The 18802-nt window shown below is 57.0% G+C and carries 18 protein-coding genes; 9 read left to right on the top strand and 9 right to left on the bottom strand.

Annotated elements, in window-relative coordinates:
* Positions 1-56: 56 nt before the first annotated feature.
* Positions 57-731 carry a DUF3313 domain-containing protein gene (locus JFU37_RS07405; RefSeq protein ID WP_201114624.1) on the top strand — a complete coding sequence of 225 codons (675 nt, stop codon included), beginning with the start codon at positions 57-59 and terminating at the stop codon, positions 729-731.
* Here JFU37_RS07405 and JFU37_RS07400 read toward each other — a convergent pair.
* The 3 genes from JFU37_RS07400 to JFU37_RS07390 are packed head-to-tail and all read right to left on the bottom strand — an operon-like array spanning position 721 to position 4433.
* Entirely contained in the window at positions 721-1755 is a 1035-nt protein-coding gene (locus tag JFU37_RS07400) for a DUF2955 domain-containing protein (RefSeq protein WP_201114622.1), read from the bottom strand. The two genes, JFU37_RS07405 and JFU37_RS07400, sit on opposite strands and share 11 nt — an antisense overlap.
* On the bottom strand, positions 1745-2884 hold the full coding sequence (locus JFU37_RS07395; RefSeq protein WP_201114620.1) for an HlyD family secretion protein: 1140 nt from the start codon (positions 2882-2884) through the stop codon (positions 1745-1747). Before JFU37_RS07395 ends, JFU37_RS07400 begins: the two co-directional genes overlap by 11 nt.
* Positions 2877-4433, bottom strand: coding sequence for an efflux transporter outer membrane subunit (locus tag JFU37_RS07390; RefSeq protein ID WP_201114618.1), 1557 nt, complete (start codon positions 4431-4433; stop codon positions 2877-2879). The genes JFU37_RS07395 and JFU37_RS07390 overlap by 8 nt, the downstream gene beginning before the upstream one ends.
* A 194-nt stretch (positions 4434-4627) precedes the next feature.
* Here JFU37_RS07390 and JFU37_RS07385 point away from each other — a divergent pair, with 194 nt between their 5' ends.
* From JFU37_RS07385 to JFU37_RS07365, 5 genes are all read left to right on the top strand, one after another.
* Positions 4628-5152 (top strand): transporter suffix domain-containing protein, encoded by a 525-nt coding sequence (locus tag JFU37_RS07385; RefSeq protein ID WP_201114616.1) that lies wholly within the window; start codon positions 4628-4630, stop codon positions 5150-5152.
* 573 nt (positions 5153-5725) lie between these two features.
* The gene (locus JFU37_RS07380) at positions 5726-6322 is read left to right on the top strand and encodes a paraquat-inducible protein A (RefSeq protein ID WP_201114614.1); all 597 of its coding nucleotides are present in this window, start codon (positions 5726-5728) and stop codon (positions 6320-6322) included.
* The gene (locus JFU37_RS07375; RefSeq protein WP_201114612.1) at positions 6319-6963 is read left to right on the top strand and encodes a paraquat-inducible protein A; all 645 of its coding nucleotides are present in this window, start codon (positions 6319-6321) and stop codon (positions 6961-6963) included. The genes JFU37_RS07380 and JFU37_RS07375 overlap by 4 nt, the downstream gene beginning before the upstream one ends.
* Complete coding sequence (locus JFU37_RS07370) at positions 6944-8599, top strand: PqiB family protein (protein WP_201114610.1); 1656 nt, start codon at positions 6944-6946, stop codon at positions 8597-8599. The genes JFU37_RS07375 and JFU37_RS07370 overlap by 20 nt, the downstream gene beginning before the upstream one ends.
* 17 nt (positions 8600-8616) lie before the next feature.
* The gene (locus tag JFU37_RS07365) at positions 8617-9177 is read left to right on the top strand and encodes a PqiC family protein (protein ID WP_201114607.1); all 561 of its coding nucleotides are present in this window, start codon (positions 8617-8619) and stop codon (positions 9175-9177) included.
* 166 nt (positions 9178-9343) lie between these two features.
* On the opposite strand, the gene JFU37_RS07360 is transcribed toward JFU37_RS07365, so the two are convergent.
* Positions 9344-9619, bottom strand: coding sequence for a hypothetical protein (locus JFU37_RS07360; RefSeq protein WP_201114606.1), 276 nt, complete (start codon positions 9617-9619; stop codon positions 9344-9346).
* Between the two features lie 638 nt (positions 9620-10257).
* Positions 10258-13230 carry a membrane-targeted effector domain-containing toxin gene (locus tag JFU37_RS07355; RefSeq protein WP_342214919.1) on the bottom strand — a complete coding sequence of 991 codons (2973 nt, stop codon included), beginning with the start codon at positions 13228-13230 and terminating at the stop codon, positions 10258-10260.
* Positions 13231-13328: 98 nt separating this feature from the next.
* On the opposite strand from JFU37_RS07355, the gene JFU37_RS30605 reads away from it, so the two are divergent.
* The 3 genes from JFU37_RS30605 to tadA all read left to right on the top strand — a co-directional run bounded on the left by JFU37_RS30605 (position 13329) and on the right by tadA (position 15727).
* Positions 13329-13601, top strand: a complete 273-nt coding sequence (locus tag JFU37_RS30605) for a hypothetical protein (protein WP_242485718.1) — start codon at positions 13329-13331, stop codon at positions 13599-13601.
* Positions 13602-13853: 252 nt separating this feature from the next.
* Positions 13854-15230 carry a multicopper oxidase family protein gene (locus JFU37_RS07345; protein ID WP_201114605.1) on the top strand — a complete coding sequence of 459 codons (1377 nt, stop codon included), beginning with the start codon at positions 13854-13856 and terminating at the stop codon, positions 15228-15230.
* On the top strand, positions 15230-15727 hold the full coding sequence (gene tadA, locus JFU37_RS07340; RefSeq protein WP_201116438.1) for a tRNA adenosine(34) deaminase TadA: 498 nt from the start codon (positions 15230-15232) through the stop codon (positions 15725-15727). The genes JFU37_RS07345 and tadA overlap by 1 nt, the downstream gene beginning before the upstream one ends.
* 125 nt (positions 15728-15852) lie before the next feature.
* On the opposite strand, the gene cmoB is transcribed toward tadA, so the two are convergent.
* The 4 genes from cmoB to JFU37_RS07320 all read right to left on the bottom strand — a co-directional run bounded on the left by cmoB (position 15853) and on the right by JFU37_RS07320 (position 18752).
* A complete protein-coding gene (gene cmoB / locus JFU37_RS07335; protein ID WP_201114604.1) occupies positions 15853-16809 on the bottom strand; it encodes a tRNA 5-methoxyuridine(34)/uridine 5-oxyacetic acid(34) synthase CmoB in 957 nt (318 codons plus the stop codon).
* Positions 16806-17585, bottom strand: a complete 780-nt coding sequence (gene cmoA, locus JFU37_RS07330; protein WP_201114602.1) for a carboxy-S-adenosyl-L-methionine synthase CmoA — start codon at positions 17583-17585, stop codon at positions 16806-16808. The genes cmoB and cmoA overlap by 4 nt, the downstream gene beginning before the upstream one ends.
* Positions 17586-17712: 127 nt before the next feature.
* Entirely contained in the window at positions 17713-18357 is a 645-nt protein-coding gene (locus tag JFU37_RS07325; protein ID WP_201114600.1) for a lysoplasmalogenase family protein, read from the bottom strand.
* 2 nt (positions 18358-18359) lie between these two features.
* Complete coding sequence (locus tag JFU37_RS07320; protein ID WP_201114598.1) at positions 18360-18752, bottom strand: protease inhibitor I42 family protein; 393 nt, start codon at positions 18750-18752, stop codon at positions 18360-18362.
* Between the last annotated feature and the right edge of the window lie 50 nt (positions 18753-18802).

The following is an 18802-nucleotide window of genomic DNA, read 5'->3' as shown; positions in this document are numbered from 1 at the left end:
AGCGTTTGTTGACCCGACTTCAAGGATCGATACTCCTTACCAATACAGGACTCACCATGGATACATCACGCTATTGGCTTTCTGGGGTAGTACTGAGCGCAATGATGCTCAGCGGCTGCGTTTCCAAGGTCACTGAAGTAGACCAGTACTCTGGTTACCTGGATCGTTATGACTTATTGCAGCCGTCGGTTTCTGCCACAGGCGCGCCGACACTTCGCTGGGTTTCCCCAACGTTTAGTCCTGCGGCATTTGATACGGTTGACTTCGACGGGTTGGAACTATTTCCCGCACCCAAGGCGACGGATCGCGTGAACATGCAGACATTCATGCAACTTCAGCAGACGGCCAATCAAGCTGTCATTGCAGCACTGTCCAAGCAATACAGGGTATCCAATACCTTACAGCCCTTGCCTCCCAATGCGCATCCTCTGGTCATGAAAGCTGCGATTACCGGCGTGAATGCCTCCAACGAAGGCATGAAGTGGTATGAGATCATTCCTGTAGCGGCAGTGGTGGGGGGAGTCAGTACCGTCACCGGACACCGCGATCAAAATACCGAATTGTATGTAGAAGCTGTCTTGCTCGACCCTGCCACCAATGAGCCGGTAGCGAGAGCTGTGCGCAAGGTGTTTGGAAAAAAACTGGAAAACGCTTCTACGCAAATCAGGACTGAAGATTTTACGCAAGCAATCAACGAATTGGGCGCCGATCTGAGTGCGTTCATTCGTTAATAGTCAGTAAAGTCTGCGGCGCGCGGCGTTGGTCGAGCAATTGAACCATCAGGCAAGCATAAAGGGTGACCATTATGAACAGTCCCATGCGCACGGCGAAAGCCGTGTACACGTCCTTGCCCGCCGCGCTGTCCTGGACCGACTGACCCAGCAGAATAATCATCGTAATCATGCTATTGAGCCAGAACCCAGGGCTTAGTTGCGTGGGGCTCAGGGCATACAGCTTGCGCGCCAACACCAGGCCAAAAAGCAGCATCCACAAAAAGAACATCCAGAGATGGACAAACAGACTGAGGGCGCACCAGAACAGGACTGCCAGCAGACCACCAAGCAAGGTCGAACCGACCAGTTCACGACCGGCATTGCGGGTGGTCGTTGTGGAACTCTGCTGACCGAGACTGACAGCCTTGAGAATGATCGGCAAATAGCCGGCGGGATCAATTAAGGCCAAGAGGAATGTCGGCAACACAATCAGGGTTGCGCGTAGCGCCACCCTGCCGACTTCCTCGACCGGCAAGGCTGGGGCGGCCGGTGGCGACTGCGCATTGGCAGGTTCAGGAAATAGCCAGTGGCTGAAAGACACCACGATGACGGCCAGGATCAAACCCTTGACCAGCGCACTGATGACCATCATCGCCAATCCGAAATCGGCAACGCCGGCCGAGGAAATCATGGTAAGGCCGATGATCAGAAACGTGACGATTAGGTTGTTGGCTCCGCGCAAACCTGCGCGAAAAACCAGAAACAGCCCCGCACCGATCAGCAGGACACCACTGAGCGGGTAATAACGCAGGATGGGGATCAACAGCAGACCGACGCCGGTTGTCAGCATTGCGACCAACGCGAGTATCAATCCCGCCTTGAGCGGTAATGGACGATCGAGTGTCGCGAGGAGTAGCAAAGAAAGTACCGGCGCGATGAATGGGATTGGCAATCCCAGGCCGAAACTAACGGCCAGGCACAGCGCCGTCCCCATGGCCAAGCGCAGTACTCGCTGAACACGCGGAGGGCGCTTAGTAGGCATACGACAACCAACTCATCAGCGCCACAAACAAACGGCCGAGCGGGTTCAACGGATTTCCTTGGCTAGGAAACGCCATGATTTCGGCCTGCCCGCCGGCGCGGATGGCGCGACTGTCACGCAGCTTCGTCACTGACTCAGTAGAAAACTCGATAATCACAGGAAAGCGTTGGGCCGGACGCAACCAGTCGCGGCTGTTCTCTACACTGGGCAGGGTGCCGGGTGCCGTCGCCTGGCCGGCGCTAACACCGTAGCCGACACTGCGCACATGTCCCTCGAAGATCTCGCCCGGCAGAGCGTCCAGTACGATGGCAACCGGGGTGTCGGGCTTGACCAGACCGAGGTTGTTTTCGGTCATATCCGCACTGATCCATACGTCGTGAATGGCAATCAGGGTCATGACCGGGCTACCGGCAGCGGCAAATTGTCCGGCATCGGTACGCAGGTCGGTGATCAGTCCGGCCGAGCGCGCGCGTACTTGGGTATTGGCCAGGTCCAGTTCGGCTTTTGACAGTGCGGTGGCGGCGCTACGCAGTTTGGCGTTCTCTTCGTCGCTGCCTCCCTCCTGCTCGCGCGCACGCTGAACTTCGGCGCGGGCGGCGGCCACCTGGCTGACGGCCTGTTCACGGTTGGCGCGAGACACTTCGAGCAGCCGCACGGAAATGGTGCCCGGGTCATCGCGGTACAAGCCTTCCAAACGCTGATTGTCCTGTTGTGTCTTGAGTTCGTTGGCTTGAGCGGCGCGTAAAGAGGCTTGCGCCGAGGCAATGCCAGCGGTACTGGCACCAATTTGCCGGCGCGTCGATTCAAGGTCAGCGTGCGCCCGGTCAACGGCAATCTGGTACGGCTGTGGATCGACCTCAAAGAGCACATCGCCGGCCTGAACGTCCTGGTTGTTGCGAACGTTCACGCGGGTTACGCGACCTGCCACCTCCGAAGCTACCGGAACAACAAAGACCCCCACACGCGCCTGTTGTGTATAGGGAGTGAAGCGATCCGCCAATAGATACCAGGCCAAGCTCAGAACGATCAGCAGGAGCACCCACTTAATACCTTTTTTTGCCGGGTCGGGGGCCAACTCTGGCGCATTGGCGACAGGTGTCTCGGACGAGGACTGGGCGGCTTTACTCATTGGTTTTTACCTTGTAAGACATTGGAAGGGCGGGCCGCGCAGTTGCGGGCTCATTCAGCAAGTCGCCCCAGTTAGTGCGTTGTTCCATTTGTTGGCGAGTAGCTTGATCCACTTTCGGCTGAGCGCTGTACCAACCACCGCCCAGTGCCTTGTACAGGGCAATCAGATTGCTCACCGCGTTGCTGCGCGCGATCAAGTAGTTGTCCTGTTGGTCGAGCAGCGCACGCTGCGCATCCAGCACTCTCTGGAAGTCTGAGTAACCTTCGCGGTACTGGGCGCTGGCCAGCACCAGCGAACGTTTGGCGGCCACTGCGGCCTCACCCAGGATTCGTTCACGCTCCAGGGATTTGATCAGACCGCTGGCGGCATCGTCAGCCTCGCGTGCAGCCTGGCGCACCTTGTCCCGGTACGCCTCGATCAGCTGCTGCAACCGCGCATCCTGCACGCGCACGTTGTTGCTGATCTGGCCGTGGTCGAACAGGTTCCAGCGCAGACTGGGGCCGCCGATCACGTCCAGCCCTTTGGACGTGCCATTCAATGTGTCGGCCGACCAGACGATGCTGCCGAGCAAGGTCAACGATGGATAGAAATCGCTTTCGGCCACGCCGATCAGCGCCGTCTGAGCCGCGACATTGAGTTCAGCGGCACGTACATCGGGCCGACGCAGCAGCAGGTTGGCCGGTACATCCTGCAGCACGGCTCGATCGACCAGCGGGATCAGGCCTTCATTCTCGACCAGCAGTGGTAACGCGCCAGGTGGTTGGCCGATCAGCACGGCCAGCACATTGCGGGTACGTTGCACCTGGTCTTCGAGGCTGGGGATGCTGCTCAGCGTGCCCAGGTACTGGGTCTTGGCCTGTTGCAAGTCGAGTTCGGCATTCTGACCACTGTTAAACAGTTTTTCGGTGATCTCGAAGTTACGTTTTTGCTGCGCGGCGTTTTCCCGGGCAACGCGCAATCGCGCCTCGGTAGTGCGCAGCGAAAAGTAGGTGTCCGCGACCTGAGCTCGCAGCAATACGAGTACGTCTTCATAGTTGGCCTGGGCGGCAAAGTAGCTGGCATCGGACGACTCAATCGCTCGACTGAAGCGCCCCCAGAAGTCCAACTCCCAACCAACGTCAAACCCGGCACTGTTTTGCCAGAAATGGCTGTTCTGAGGATTACTCCCACCGGATTGCCTGCGGTTGACGTACAGGCTGTCGGCGCTGGCTTGCTGCAGTTGCGGGTAAAGCCCGGCCTGGGCAATGCCCAATTGGGCACGAGCTTCCATCACCCGCAGACCAGCAATCTTCAGGTTGGCGTTGTACGCATCCGCTTCGGCAATCAGATGGTCGAGCACAGGATCGGCGAAAACTTGCCACCACTGGCGGATATCCGGACTAACCCTACGCTGACTGGATTGCTCAAGAGATGGGCTACTCCAGTGGTTAACCCATGCCTCACCGGGCACCTGAAAATTCGGTCCCAACCGTATGCAGCCGCTGAGGCCCAGAGCGCTAATTAAGATGAGAGTGCTCGACCGTATCAGCACGGTTGCGCTTAAATGCATTGGGAGTTTTCCATACAGAAAGATCAATGGAGCGCAGTTGCTCTAAATGGGGTGAAATAATGTCAATGACTATATGGAGTTGTCATCCTTTACTGTCAAAAACCGTACTTCAAGCTATCACTTTTATCGCGCCAGCTGCTACGATCTTCGTGCGTCACAAAATCCGCTAAAAAAGACAAGAAAAGGTAACGAAAATGAATTCTACCCAGGGTACAGCTGCCCTCCATTCTGCCGACTGGCGTTTCAAATTGGGTATTGCAATCATCTGTTTAATGGCAGGCTCTTGGCTGATGGTACCGATCCTCGCGGCGACTGGAGTGCCAGGCTCAAAAATCGCAGCGCTGACCGGCATCTTATTTATCAGCAATAAAGTTCTGCTAGTTCTTGTAATCACCATAATGGGCAAGTCTGGATTTCAGCAGTTAAAACGTAGCCTATTCGGTTACGCGTCCTCGCTTGCCCCTGACAAAGACGTAGAAGTAGGCCCGGTGCGTCATAGCATTGGTATCGTCATGTTCTGTTTGCCTTTGATTTCAGGATTTCTTGAACCCTACATCGATAGCCTCTGGCCCGGCCTCAGACCAAACCTCTGGGAACTACAAGTGCTGGGTGATGCAATGCTGATTGGCAGCTTTTTCGTGCTAGGAGGAAGCTTCTGGGAGAAAGTGCGCGCACTATTCATTCGAACCGCGCGAGTTGCCAATACAGAAGCAGCGTGAGTCAAAGGAAAAATTCAGGCAATTTATAGCACTGCCTGAATCGCGCGAGCGATTAGCACACCAAAAATGTGCTGATCTAAGGCAATTCGTAATAGTTTTTTTGATGTCTGTGCCAGCGACTGAGCTGAGGAGGCCATTGCCCAAGTCGAGCTTGAGAACAGCCCATCGCATAACCGGCGCACCGAATAGCGACTTTTCCTCATGAGTAGATAGTAGCCCTCCAGAAACTAAGGTTTTCGCCAGGCCAAGTAAGATTATCTGTACACCTCATCACTATTAGGAAGGCAAAATGGAGAAAACTCAAAAACGCCAACCTCATACTTTAAGCTCACTGACTGTCGTGAGAGGATGACTACTCCGGTAATCTGAAAATGAAAACCAAGTAAATCGCACTAATTCCTAATCAGGATAACTAGACACTAGAGCCGGTCAGGTATATACAAAATTCTTTGATTCAGGTATTGAGTCGGATCACATGTTTAGCCGTGTTTCTCAGTGAAGTTTACTCATTCCCCTAACGTCTCTATGTTGACTGAGCTCCATGACCCTTCGGTTTTTTGACGAGTAAGATCTATGGCGAATTGTGACCGGCTGGTCATTTGTGAGCATTGTGACTGTGTGTATGAAAAAATCACACTCGTCAAGCATCAAACATCTGTATGTTCACGTTGCGATGGTATTCTTCAGCGCTTTAACGGCCTCTCGGTGGAGCAGCGCCTGGCGTTGACTTTCACTGCTGCAGTGCTGTGGATTTTCGCCAATTTTTATCCGGTGATGAGTATTAGCCTGCAAGGTCTGAAGAGCAGCGCCACGTTATGGGACTCGGTATTAGCACTGAGCCTGGGGCCCATCACTTTCATCGCGTTGGTGGCGGCAATTGCGATCATTATCGCGCCAATTTTTCAGCTGCTTTTATTGATGTGGGTCTTGAGTTTCGCCCTTGCGAACAGACGTTCCCCAGCGTTCAAGCTGTGCATGCGCTGGCTGGAAACTCTGAGGCCCTGGAGCATGCTGGAAGTCTGTCTATTAGGGGCCATGGTAGCGGTGTTCAAACTTGCGGGCATGCTTGATGTGCTGCCAGGCATCGGGCTGTTTGCACTCGCTATCCTTAGCCTGCTGTTGATCCGGATCGCCGGACGCGATGTTCGTGAACTGTGGGACATTTTATGAATACGCCCCCGGTGGCCCGCAATCTTAAGGTGAGCCTGTGTCATAGCTGCGGTCTAGTCTGCGACATGACCAATCATCCACATGTGTGCAAGCGCTGTGACGCCCCGCTGCACGACCGAAAAATCAATTCTCTAACCCGAACCTGGGCCTACCTTTTGGCGTCGCTGGTGTTTTATATCCCGGCCAATTTGCTACCGGTAATGAATACTACAATGCTCGGCTCCGGTGCCGACAGCACCATCATGAGCGGTGTACTGGAGTTCTGGCAGCACGGCGCCTGGGACATTGCGTTGATTATTTTCATCGCCAGCATTGCGGTGCCGGGCGTCAAGTTCGTGTCTCTGACGTTGCTGCTGGTCACCGTGCAATGCAACAGCCAATGGGCGCGTAAAGAGCGATCAAAGCTTTACCGTTTTGTTGAACTGATCGGCTATTGGTCGATGCTGGACGTAATTGTCGTCGCGCTGGTAGCGGCACTGGTGAAATTCCAGGCTCTGGGTGATATCGAACCGCGCCCGGGCATCCTGTTCTTTGGTCTGGTGGTGATATTCACCATGCTGTCGGCGATGAGTTTCGACCCGCGCCTGATCTGGGACAACCCACAAAATAAGGAGCAGATGGATGACGTTGCTAACCACTGAAGAGCTGCAAGTCCCGGGAAAAACCCCAATCAAGACTCGACGCTTCAGTGTGTCGCTGGTGTGGATCGTGCCGATTGTTGCGGTGCTGGTGGGGATTTCGCTGGTCGTGCACAGCATGATGCAGGAGGGCCCGACCATCACCGTCACATTCAAGACCGGCAGCGGCCTGACCGCCAACAAGACCGCGGTCAAATACCGCAACGTGGTGATCGGTCAAGTCTCGGAGGTGGAACTGAGCGATGACCAAAAAAGCGTCAACGCCACGATCAAACTGACCAAGCAGGCAGAAAGCTTCACCCGTGAAGACTCGCAATTCTGGGTGGTGCGACCGCGCATCGGCGCGGGGGGCATCTCGGGCATCGATACCCTGCTGTCTGGTGACTACATTGGTGCTGATACTGGCAAGGCCAACACCCGCGCCAAAAACTTCAAAGGCTTGGAAAACCCTCCACCCATCACCTATGGCGAGCCGGGCAAGCGCTTTACGCTGCATACCGAGGACCTGGGGTCACTAGATATTGGCTCCCCCGTTTACTACCGCAAAATCCCGGTTGGCCAGGTGGTGGCCTATGCCCTGGACCCGGACGGCAAAGGGGTCAACATCGAGGTATTTATCCACGCCCCTAATGATGTCTATGTCACCGAAAACACTAGATTCTGGAACGCCAGCGGCATCGATGTGAATGTCGGCGCCAACGGGTTTGCGGTGAAGACCGAGTCATTGTCCTCCTTACTGGTGGGCGGCATTGTTTTCCGCGCGCCGGACTACAGCCCCAACGATAAACCGGCCGGAGAAGAAAAAACCTTCGATCTGTTCGAAGACCAGCAAACTGCCCTCGCGCCACCCAATGGCAAGGCGCAGTACCTGAGCCTGCGTTTCGACCAGGCCCTGCGTGGGCTCAAGGTCGATGCACCGGTGGAGTTCCTCGGCACGGAAATCGGCAAGGTGGTGGCGATCAATCTGGATTTCGACGCAAAAAAGCGTAGTTTCCCGCTCAATGTCGGCATCGTGATTTACCCGCAACGTCTGGGGCAAGCTCAACTCAAATTGCACAAGACGCTCAATCATGACCCGAATGACGAGGCTGCGGGGGTGCGGTTGATCGGGACCTTCATCGACAATGGTCTGCGGGCTCAGGCGCGCACTGGCAATCTGTTGACCGGCCAACTTTATATCTCGCTCGACTTTTACCCCAAAGCGGAAAAAGTCGCGTTCGATCCGACCCTCCGCCCTGTCAGCATCCCGACTATTCCCGGAAGCCTCGATCTATTGCAGGAGCAACTGCAGGCCATGGTCGAAAAAATCAACAAACTCCCCGTTGAGCGTATTGCTAACAATCTCGACAGCAACCTTGTCGAACTGCGCAAAGGCCTCGCCCAGTTCAACGCGAAAACGCTGCCCGGAGTGCAGACTACTTTGGCGGACGTCAGCAAGACCCTGCAATCGGCCAGTTCGACTTTGGCCGAAGACTCGCCGCAACGCGAACAGTTAGGTCAGACCATGGAAGAACTTGGCCGCATGTCGCGCTCCTTGCGTGAATTCTCGGATTACCTGGGACGGCATCCGGAATCGCTGATTAGGGGGCGTCCCGACAAGGCCGCACCACTGGATTTACAGTCGCCACCGCGGAACTGACTACAGGAGCAACCCCAATGGCTTTCCCGTTGAAGATAACTCTGATCACTACGTTATTGCTGCTCACTGCATGTCGTAGTGATCCAATACAATTCCACACCCTGACTCCCACACAACTAGGCGCCGGGGCCTCGGTTCACGGTGCGGACATTCAAATCGAAGGCCTCAGCGTGCCGCCCCAAGTTGACCGGCCGCAGATCGTCATTCGTCAGGGCAACAGTGGCGTGGCGATTCTCGAAACCGAATGGTGGGCTGCAACGCTGGTGGATGAGTTGCGTAGCGCGTTGGTAGATCAATTGGTCAACAGCAATCCCCAGCGTAAAATGTCATTGCGGTTGGATGTGCAGCGGTTTGACTCAATCCCCGGTCAGTACGCCTTGCTCGACGTCAAATGGCGCCTTCGCAAAACGGGTGAAGGTGATAACTCGCTGATAACTTGCCGAACCACCCTACGGTCGCCATCCGGCCCCAGCATTGATGAGCTAGTAGTAGCTCATCAATACAATGTTAAACGGTTAGCCGCCTTAATCAGTCAAGTTGCCGGCAGGACTTCTAGCGAATGCCCTGCAGGGCAGTAAAAAGTGCGTCTGAAGTAAGCATTTTTATGAGCATTGGCCGTTCGCTTTAAGTCAAAAGTGGACGGCCTTTGTTCAGCGATAAAGACCAGTTCAGGCATAGCTGGACGATTCAAATGTCTATTCGGGTTAGCCGCTCGCTATTGATCTGTTGTGGACGGTCACGGCATCAACAAAACCAGGGGCGATTGAATACGTATTTGATACATTTCAAGCCTCCCCCGTCCTTGATGTGCTGCTTTTTCAACGCCAATGCGACACCTGATATTGCAATGCCAAGCGCTAAGGCGGCGTTTGTGTGATGAAATTCTTTTACTAGTTTCTCTCTGAATTTTCCCTTCTCGGCGATGCGTTGCGCGGCTATTGCACCGGCAAAAGCCCCTGCCAAAGATCCGCTCAATGAAGTGGTGAAAGCAGCGTTCGCAAAATCCTTGGTACTCCCCATAGCGGGGACATAAGAGGGGAGAGCGTATCGTATATCGATACAATGTCAGACATGTTCAGTATCCCTAGAGAGTAGAATCTTGATCGACAGCGTTGAACGCGAAAAGTGGGTGGCATCGTTTTACGGCGAGAGTGTCCACATTGTGTCTGAACGAGCCCCATGAAAGACAGGACACCGTTTCCCCCTTACGATAAGGGATAGGCAAACGGTTATGTTTATGACTAACGGCAACGATAAGAGTGGAGAGCTTTTGGGTTGATAGGAAATCAACTTAAGGCTATGCCGGAAGAGAGGCGTAACCTTCTAATAGACCCAATCTGGGAAGGGATGCTCGCTGCCATGAAGCGGGCAGAAGAAGAGCTCGGCACGGACGAGCTAGGGCCTTGGACCGACTTCGAGTGGGGGGTGATAAACGGCAAGCTGTCTGCGATACGTTGGATGCTCGGCGATGAATGGGACATGCTGGATACGTAGAGGTGTCGGTTTTACGTCATGGCATCGTTCATGGTATTTCGTTACATATTCTATATATTCTATTGGAAACATTGATATTTTCTCTTCAATTTACAATAGTCTGACTGATCGCCCGTAACACCTGAAAGGCCCCGTGAATGTGAGTTCACGGGGCCTTTTGCATGTCAGGACTCTGGCAGCTGGACCGAACGCAGACCAGTAAGCCTCAACGCGGTAGAGAGTTCTGTCAGGCTGGGGTAGCGCCGACCGGTGATGGATGGCCAACTGTCTCGCTCGATGTAATACGACCCGTGGTCGCGCAAGATCGGTGTACGAACGAGAGTGCCCGTTCTGCTGCGATGAATGAGCGTGGCCTGGTCATCGACATTGATTACCGTGCAGTCGCCAGGACGCCTGAGGGCTTTTTCCAGCGATTCCGCCAGAGCGATATTGGGTGGCGTATCCAGTTGCATGCGCAAATCGCTTTTGACCATTGCCAATGGACGACCGAAGTTATCGGTTGGAATACGTCCGGGGTCCACTTCGACGCCGCGCGCCGTGCCCGCCGGAGTGTTCTCGATGCGCAAGCCGATGCCTCCTTCCAACTCACTGAGGCCGGGCACACCTTCCCAGGTGTTGGCATGACTGTCGCCTACCAGCGCGACCCAACGATGGGCGCCGCGAGTGACTTGATCGGTGCGAATCACCTCATGGGCAAAAAAATTCATCATCTTCTGGCGAAAATTCTTCTCCACACCCTTCATGCCCGTACTTTGGTAACTGGCCAGACAGTCAATGGCCTGGATCCGGATATGACTCTTGCGCGCAGCCTTGATCACTTCCAGAAACGTGTATTGGCCACTGGGGTCGGTGCTATGGCCTTTATCAAGATTCTTCAAGTAGTTTTCGAGGCTCTCCGAAAGCTCACCCGTGCGGTTGAAGATGTCCAGGTCAGCCTGATGGAAGTCCGTCAGGAGGTGTTCAAAGTAAAGGGTTTTGACCTTTTGCTTGCCCAACACCTCCATGTTTTCGATCAGGAACTGTTTGCTGCCGACGCTTGAATGGTTCTCGCCGATGACCAGGCCCGAAGCGATGCGAAACAGTTTCTTGATGAGGTCCTTTTTTGGCAAGCCAGCCGGCAGGGCCGGGATCTCGGGCCTGGCTGGCAAGGGCAGCGATTCCAAGAAAGCGGTGGCGTCCCGGTACAGGGTTTTTCTCATGGCCTTGAAGTCACCCACCGGGTCGCTACCGTCAGGGTTGAGGTCGAAGCTCGCGTAAGCGTCATTGAGCTCGTACTTGGACCCTCCGCCCTGAGCGATCTTGTTGAGGTCCTTGCGCAAGGCCTGCGGCATGTCGTATGCGGTGGGCGGGCTTTCAACGTCCGGCAAGGGCTCGCTGGCGCGACCCCAAGGCCATAACCCGTCGAATTTGCCGCCACCATGGAGGCCGGGGCGGTTGATGGGCTGCCAGTCTCCCTCTGCATCAAGGCGAATGGGCAGGTTGCGATAGAACGAGTACGGATTGGCGGCGTCGATGATGGCCCAGGTCTTCAACTCTTTGACGTAACGCACGAGGTAATAATTGTCATTGATCAGTACATAGTTTCCGCCGGTTGGCGGTTGGTAGATGCCTTTAAACTTACCGTCCTGGGCGACAGGTGACAGGCCGTCCAGAATTTCATTGGTTTCAAAGTAGGTCAGCAGCTCGGCAGCTTCCTGCGCATAAGCAGGCCCGGGGGCGAGTTGGGCGATCGGCGGGATGCCTGCCGGCTCCGCGGGCGGTAACTCGGAAAAGTCGCCCTTGAGCTCGAAGGCTTCGCTGGCTTCCCCCACTTCGGCAAGCTCTGCCGCGCCGCGCAGAAAAGGCAGATTGAACAGGGTTTCGATGGCACTGCCGATGGCGCCCGCGACCCCGGCCTTGCGATCTGCCTTGGTGCTGCCGTTGATCGCCTGGTCAATGTTCAAGCCCATGTCGGCTATGCCGGCACCGACGGCTGCCAGTGCCACGGGCCAACCGAGGGCGGCCATGGAACCGAAGACGTGGACGAAGGCGTTCAGATAACCGATCCACATCTGTTCGCGCAGATCGCCGTTGGAACGCAAGGACAGGTCCGCATCGCTGTGCATGCGAGCCTTCACAGAGTCACGCAGCCAGCTGAACGGGTCACCCGTGATCGGCTCGGCTTTTTGATTGATCAGAGGGTGATCGCTCGTGCCCCAGGTGGAGTAGAGCAAGTCGATCATGGCGTTCAGACCGATGTTGCCGTCATCCTGCTGCTGGGCGGCCAACGGGAAGTGAGCCATGAAGCGTGCTCGATTCTCCGCGCGATTGTTTTGCATCAGCAGCCACCAGTGCAGATCGGACGCCGTGGCAAAGAGGTGAAAGCTGTCGGTTTCACCCGGCGTGTAAAGGATCAGTACGCCGTTGCGGTCGGTGATGCAGAGAATGTCAGTGGCTTGATAGCCGCCAATGTCCAATGGGTAGACGCGCAAGCTGTCGACAGTCGCCGCTTGAGCTTGCAGCATCTGGACGCTGACTGGCCATGTGACGTTGCTCGCGACGGCCTTGATGACGGTCTTGAGGTTTTCGTTACTCAACCGAGCGCCGTCGTGCTCGTCCAGCGCCTTGGCCAGAAAGTTGAGCTTGGCAAGGGTACGGAAATCGTCCGAATGGAGCTTCCAGAACTGCTCCATTTTGTCTCGGTAGCGTTCACTGAAATTGATGGCCCACAGGTCCTTCAGGACCTCGCTGGGGTACATCTTCACTTCGTTGGTTTCGTTGTATATGGAGGCGTGGGGCCCTTCATCGTAGAACCCCCCATCACCATCCAGCAGGTCGGCGTTGTCCTGGTCATGAGGGCGGAAGCGCTTGACCACCAATTGCGGCAGCGTCAGGGATTCGGACGGCGTGGGGTAATGCTCCCAGAACAGAAACGCCTTGGTGCTGCTGACTGACGTGTTGTTGAAGCGGTGCCACCAGACCTTGTCCGGGTCGATGCCTTTGACGCTGTGCTTGTCGAGGATCTCTTGGCCGGCTTCATGGGCCATGGCATGCAAATCGGGACAGGCTTCGGTAAAGGGCAGGACCAGCGCTTTGAGGGACTGCTCGTCGGCCGGATCTGGGAGGAGGGACGGGGTGGTTGTTTCGGGTGGGTTCACTTCTCGTTCCTTAAGAAATGGGGGTAAGAGTCATGGGCACTATGGCGAGTCAACGAGCTTGAATATGTAGGATTCGGGAGCTATCGAAGTTCAGGTTGATGGACGAGTGCCGTAAGAAAAAACGCCAGTGCCGGTCACCACTGTTTGTGGTGACCGGGGGCCGTCGAAAATCGCCATTCAGTGTTCTTACAGAGGCAGACGCCCTTCGAGTGTTGGAAAACCTCAAGTCGCAGCAGGCCGTGGCGCTGACCCGGGTGCGGGTGGAGTTGCGGGATGTGGGGCGGGTGGATCGGCAGGCATTGGTCCTGGCAGGTGTGCCGGGCGTCATGTCGCGGGAGGGGGGCGTGGTCCATCTGATCACAGGACTGTAGGAGCGAGCTTGCTCCGGGCGGCGTTCCGACGAAAGATGTTAACGATAACGCGTTCGTCCTGAATGAACGCGTTGCTTTCAAGACCTTCGCGAGCAATCGAGCGTCGACCGGCTGCTCCTACAGGGCATCAACAATCATTGATCGACTGTGACCAGTCGCCGCGCCACCCTTACTGTTTCTCAACCGCAGGTGTATCGTATTCGCCTTTTGCCGGCCCTGTGCCTGGCGCTTATACGTGAGGTAGTTGAGTTCATGTCCTTTACCCGTCGCCAAATCCTCGGTGGCCTGGCCGGTCTTGTTGTCGTTGGCGTGGGCGCCGGTGGTGCATCGCGTTACTGGTTGGGCAAGATGGCCGACGCCGACGCGGGCCACGACTATGAGCTGATCGCCGCGCCGCTGAACGTTGAACTGGTGGCCGGGCACACGACCGAAGCGTGGGCGTTTGGCCCGTCGGCGCCGGGCACCGAGCTGCGTGTGCGTCAGGGCGAATGGCTGCGGGTGCGCTTTATCAACCACCTGCCGGTCGCGACCACCATTCACTGGCACGGCATCCGCCTGCCACTGGAAATGGATGGCGTGCCGTACGTCTCGCAGCTTCCGGTGTTGCCCGGTGAATACTTCGACTACAAATTCCGCGTGCCCGACGCCGGCAGTTACTGGTATCACCCCCATGTGAACAGCAGCGAAGAGCTGGGGCGCGGGCTGGTCGGTCCGCTGATCGTCGAAGAGCGTGAGCCGACCGGTTTCAAGTACGAGAAAACCCTGAGCCTCAAGAGCTGGCACGTCGATGAACAGGGCGCTTTCGTCGCCTTCAGCGTTCCTCGCGAAGCGGCCCGTGGCGGTACGGCGGGGCGACTGTCGACCATCAATGGCGTCTCGCAAGCGGTGATCGAATTGCCGGCCGGGCAGATTACCCGGGTGCGCGTGCTCAACCTCGACAACACGCTGACGTATCGCCTCAACATTCCGGGCGTCGAAGCGCAGATCTATGCGCTGGACGGCAATCCCGTCGAACCGCGCCCGTTGGGCAAGGAATACTGGCTCGGCCCGGGCATGCGTATTTGTCTGGCGATCAAGGCGCCGCCAGTCGGTGAAGAACTGTCCCTGCGCAACGGCCCGGTACGTCTGGGCACGTTCCGCTCTGTGGCCAACAGCGATTCACCCACCGCCTGGCCACCTGCGTTGCCCGCCAACCCGGTGGCCGAGCCGGACCTGGCCAATGCCGAGAAACTCAACTTCAATTTCGAATGGGTAGGCTCGGTGTCGGTGAACGTCGACAACGGCAAGCCGCCCAGCTTGTGGCAGATAAACGGCAAGGCCTGGGACATTACTGACAAGACCTGCGCCGACCGCCCGATTGCCAAGCTTGAGAAGGGCAAGAGCTATATTTTTGAATTTAAGAACATGACTCAGTACCAACACCCGGTTCACCTGCATGGCATGAGCTTCAAGGTCATCGCGTCGAACCGGCACAAGGTCATCCCGTACTTCACCGACACGTACCTGTTGGGTAAGAACGAACGCGCGCAAGTGGCGCTGGTGGCGGATAACCCGGGTGTGTGGATGTTCCATTGCCACGTGATCGATCACATGGAAACCGGCCTGATGGCCGCCATCGAGGTGGCATGATGCGTCAGATACGTCCCGCCGCAATCATCGATCGCAGCCGTGATCGTGACTTCATGCGCGAAGCGCTGGCGCTGGCCGCTCAAGGTGCGGTTCTGGGCGAAGTGCCGGTGGGCGCGGTGCTGGTGCAGGACGGTGAAATCATCGGCCGCGGCTTCAATTGCCCGATCAGCGGTAACGACCCGAGTGCTCATGCGGAGATGGTCGCGATCCGTGCCGCAGCAACGGCCGCGAGCAATTATCGCCTGCCTGGCAGTACGCTGTACGTGACGCTTGAGCCGTGCAGCATGTGCGCCGGGCTGATCGTGCATTCGCGGATTGCGCGGGTGGTGTATGGCGCCCTCGAACCCAAGGCCGGGATTGTGCAGAGCCAGGGACAGTTTTTCACCCAAGGCTTTCTCAACCATCGGGTATTGTTTGAAGGTGGGGTGTTGGCGGAGGAGTGCGGGGCCGTGTTGAGCGAGTTCTTCAAGGCCCGCCGGGCAAAACCCGCAGAATAAACACCGAACCTAATGTAGGAGCGAGCTTGCTCGCGATGGTGTATCAGCTGCATTGATGTCGACTGACACACCATCGCGAGCAAGCTCGCTCCTACAGGGGATCTCCATTGGTTGGAGATTTGTGTTTACTTACGGGCGACGATCACGGCGCGCATCGGTGCCGGCAAGCCTTCCACGGTCTTGCTGTGATCCTCGGGATCAAGGAAGTCACTCAACGACTGATACTTCATCCATTCCGTCCCGCGCTGCTCTTCAACCGTCGTTACGCTCACATCCACACAACGAACATCGGTAAACCCGGCACGACGCAGCCACAATTCGAGCGCAGGCACCGACGGCAGGAACCACACGTTGCGCATCTGCGCGTAACGGTCTTCCGGCACCAACACTTGCTGCTGATCGCCTTCAATCACCAGCGTCTCCAGCACCAATTCACCGCCCTTGACCAGGCAATCCTTCAGCGCCAGCAAGTGCTCGATCGGCGAACGACGGTGGTAGAACACGCCCATTGAAAACACGGTGTCGAAGCCTTCCATGTTCGGCGGCAGGTCTTCGAAAGGGAACGGCAGGTGCCAGGCGTTGGGCTCGGACAGATAGCGCTGCACAGCCTGGAACTGGCAAAAGAACAGCCAGTTCGGGTCGACGCCGATCACGCTGTCGGCACCGGCACCGAGCATGCGCCACATGTAGTAACCGTTGCCGCAGCCGACATCGAGGATGCGTTTGCCCTTCAAGTCCAGGTGCGGAGCTACCCGCGACCACTTCCAGTCGGAACGCCATTCGGTGTCGACATGCACGCCAAACAGATCGAACGGGCCTTTTCGCCAAGGCGATAAACCCATCAACGCGGTGCGCATCTGCGCACGGGTTTCATCGTCACAATCAGTGTCCAGCATCAGGCCGTTGAGCAAATCGACTTCGCTCGGCTGGACCTTCGGCAACGCGTCCAGCGCGCTCTGCCAGCGCTCCAGGTCGCCGTGACCTTTCTCCATCTTCTTGTCGAGTTGCGCTTGCAAGGTGTTAGCCCAATTGGCCAGCGGCGTACCGGCCAAACGGCGGGCGAGGGGAGACAAATCAATCATGGCAAGGCAATCAACGAGGCAAAGTTAAGACACTGGAACCACGGCACGACTTTCGAGAACCCGGCGGCCAGCAGGCGCTCGCGGTGTTCTTCGAGACTGTCGGGCTTCATGACGTTCTCGATGGCACTGCGCTTCTGGGCGATTTCCAGTTCGCTGTAGCCGTTGGCGCGTTTAAACGCCACGTGCAGATCGGTGAGCAACGCATGTTCCTCGAGGTCGTTGAAGCGCAGCTTCTCCGAGAGGATCAACGCACCACCGGGCAGCAGCGACTGGCGGATGCGGCTCAATAGCGCGGTGCGCTGGTCAGGGGCTATGAACTGTAGGGTGAAGTTCAGCGCCACGACAGAGGCTGGCTGGAAATCGAGCGCGAGGATGTCGCCTTCGATCACTTCGACCGGCAGCAACTCCTGGAACATCGAGTCCTGACCGTTGAGGTACTCGCGACACCGTTCGACCATCGCTGCCGAGTTATCCACAGCAATGACGCGACAGCCGTCAGTGCGCACATGTCGACGCAAGGCCTGGGTCACGGCACCGAGGGAGGAACCCAGGTCGTAGAGCACGCTGTTGGGTTGGGCAAACTGCGCGGCGAGCACGCCGAGGTTTTCAACAATGGTCGGATAACCCGGCACCGAGCGCTTGATCATGTCCGGGAACACCCGCACTACATCCTCGTTAAAGGCGAAGTCAGGCACCTGGGCCAAAGGCTGGGCGAAAAGGCGATCGGGTTCTTTGCTCACGGCGGTTCCAGCGGCTTCGGTTGAAAAGGACGGCATTTTAGCCAACTTGGCGCGCGGATGCGCGAGTTGTCTGATAAACCGCCAGATCAAAAGATCGCAGCCTCCGGCAGCTCCTACATTTGGAATGCATTCCCCTGTAGGAGCTGCCGAAGGCTGCGATCTTTTAAACGGCTGAACGCGGTTTTGGACCGAATGCCGACGCCGTAATCCCCCATTGCCCCAGCCAGTAGCTGAGAATAATCACGTAAGGCGCGGCTTCGAACGGCACCACAAACCGACTGATCCCAATCACGCTGTCCGAAAACACAAATGCCACCGCCCCCGCTGCCGCCAGCAACGCCGAGCGCGTGGGCACCTCGCTACCAAGCCTGGCGAGCGCCCGCCAAAGCATCGCGCTGATCGCCAGGCCGTAAACGATCACCGGGATCAGCAACGGTCCCAGACCGTGAGAAATCAGAATCCCCAACAGCACCGCGCCAACGCCGAGCGCCAGGATCAGCGGTACCGGCGCCAGTCGCCGGCAATCGCTCACGTACGCTTTCAGGTACGCCAGGTGGGCGACCAGAAACGCCCCGAGGCCGAACACGAACAAATCCCCCGGCCATGCGAGCAACACATCGCCGAGCAGGGAGAAAATCAATCCAAGGCTGATCCAGCGCCGGTACTCGGAGGGCGGCGCATCATGCAGCCATCCGAGCAAGGCCAGCACCGGCAACGGTTTGACCAGCAGGCAGAGCAGCGCGGCATGCACGCTGACGCCATAGAGAAAGGTCACCGCGCCCATCAGCGCCAGTATCAGCCAGCCCACGATCAGTTAACCGAGATTGCGCAGTCGAAGGTTTCTACCGGCAGCACTTCCGGGGCCCACGGTTGTTGCGAGGTCAGACGCAAACGCCCTGTGCCGGTAGCGAACGCCTGAAAGCGCCAGGTCGAGATTCCGGCCGCACCCACCACACCGGCATCTTCCGGATTGCTGTAAACCTCAGGGCTGAGCGCGCGCAGCACGCCACCGGCGGAATCCTGGATTGCCCAGCGATAACCCGTGGTCGGGTTGCTTGGCAGCGTCAGGATCAGGTTCTGCCCGTTGCGCAGTGTTGCCGGGCATTCGCTTTGTTTTTCCACGGTCACATTCTGTTTTGGTTGCGTGGCGCACGCGGCCAGCAAGGCGAGGGCGAGGGGGACAAACAGGCGGGTGGGGGACATAGGGTCAGCGGCTCCGGCATTCACGACGAACGGCGAGCATAACTGAAGAT

This window comes from Pseudomonas sp. TH41, from assembly GCF_016650695.1.
Taxonomy (GTDB): domain Bacteria; phylum Pseudomonadota; class Gammaproteobacteria; order Pseudomonadales; family Pseudomonadaceae; genus Aquipseudomonas.
This window is presented reverse-complemented; position numbering and strand designations above follow the sequence as displayed.

What these genes read in the sequence shown, in the direction of transcription:
- tadA (WP_201116438.1), top strand. Translation starts at nt 15,230, where the DNA reads ATGCGTCAGATACGTCCCGCCGCAATCATCGATCGCAGCCGTGATCGT.
- JFU37_RS07380 (WP_201114614.1), top strand. Translation starts at nt 5,726, where the DNA reads ATGGCGAATTGTGACCGGCTGGTCATTTGTGAGCATTGTGACTGTGTG.
- JFU37_RS07370 (WP_201114610.1), top strand. Translation starts at nt 6,944, where the DNA reads ATGACGTTGCTAACCACTGAAGAGCTGCAAGTCCCGGGAAAAACCCCA.
- JFU37_RS07320 (WP_201114598.1), bottom strand. Translation starts at nt 18,752, where the DNA reads ATGTCCCCCACCCGCCTGTTTGTCCCCCTCGCCCTCGCCTTGCTGGCC.
- JFU37_RS07375 (WP_201114612.1), top strand. Translation starts at nt 6,319, where the DNA reads ATGAATACGCCCCCGGTGGCCCGCAATCTTAAGGTGAGCCTGTGTCAT.
- JFU37_RS07360 (WP_201114606.1), bottom strand. Translation starts at nt 9,619, where the DNA reads ATGGGGAGTACCAAGGATTTTGCGAACGCTGCTTTCACCACTTCATTG.
- JFU37_RS07365 (WP_201114607.1), top strand. Translation starts at nt 8,617, where the DNA reads ATGGCTTTCCCGTTGAAGATAACTCTGATCACTACGTTATTGCTGCTC.
- JFU37_RS07345 (WP_201114605.1), top strand. Translation starts at nt 13,854, where the DNA reads ATGTCCTTTACCCGTCGCCAAATCCTCGGTGGCCTGGCCGGTCTTGTT.
- cmoB (WP_201114604.1), bottom strand. Translation starts at nt 16,809, where the DNA reads ATGATTGATTTGTCTCCCCTCGCCCGCCGTTTGGCCGGTACGCCGCTG.
- JFU37_RS07395 (WP_201114620.1), bottom strand. Translation starts at nt 2,884, where the DNA reads ATGAGTAAAGCCGCCCAGTCCTCGTCCGAGACACCTGTCGCCAATGCG.
- JFU37_RS07400 (WP_201114622.1), bottom strand. Translation starts at nt 1,755, where the DNA reads ATGCCTACTAAGCGCCCTCCGCGTGTTCAGCGAGTACTGCGCTTGGCC.
- JFU37_RS07390 (WP_201114618.1), bottom strand. Translation starts at nt 4,433, where the DNA reads ATGCATTTAAGCGCAACCGTGCTGATACGGTCGAGCACTCTCATCTTA.
- JFU37_RS07405 (WP_201114624.1), top strand. Translation starts at nt 57, where the DNA reads ATGGATACATCACGCTATTGGCTTTCTGGGGTAGTACTGAGCGCAATG.
- JFU37_RS30605 (WP_242485718.1), top strand. Translation starts at nt 13,329, where the DNA reads ATGGACGAGTGCCGTAAGAAAAAACGCCAGTGCCGGTCACCACTGTTT.
- JFU37_RS07385 (WP_201114616.1), top strand. Translation starts at nt 4,628, where the DNA reads ATGAATTCTACCCAGGGTACAGCTGCCCTCCATTCTGCCGACTGGCGT.
- cmoA (WP_201114602.1), bottom strand. Translation starts at nt 17,585, where the DNA reads ATGCCGTCCTTTTCAACCGAAGCCGCTGGAACCGCCGTGAGCAAAGAA.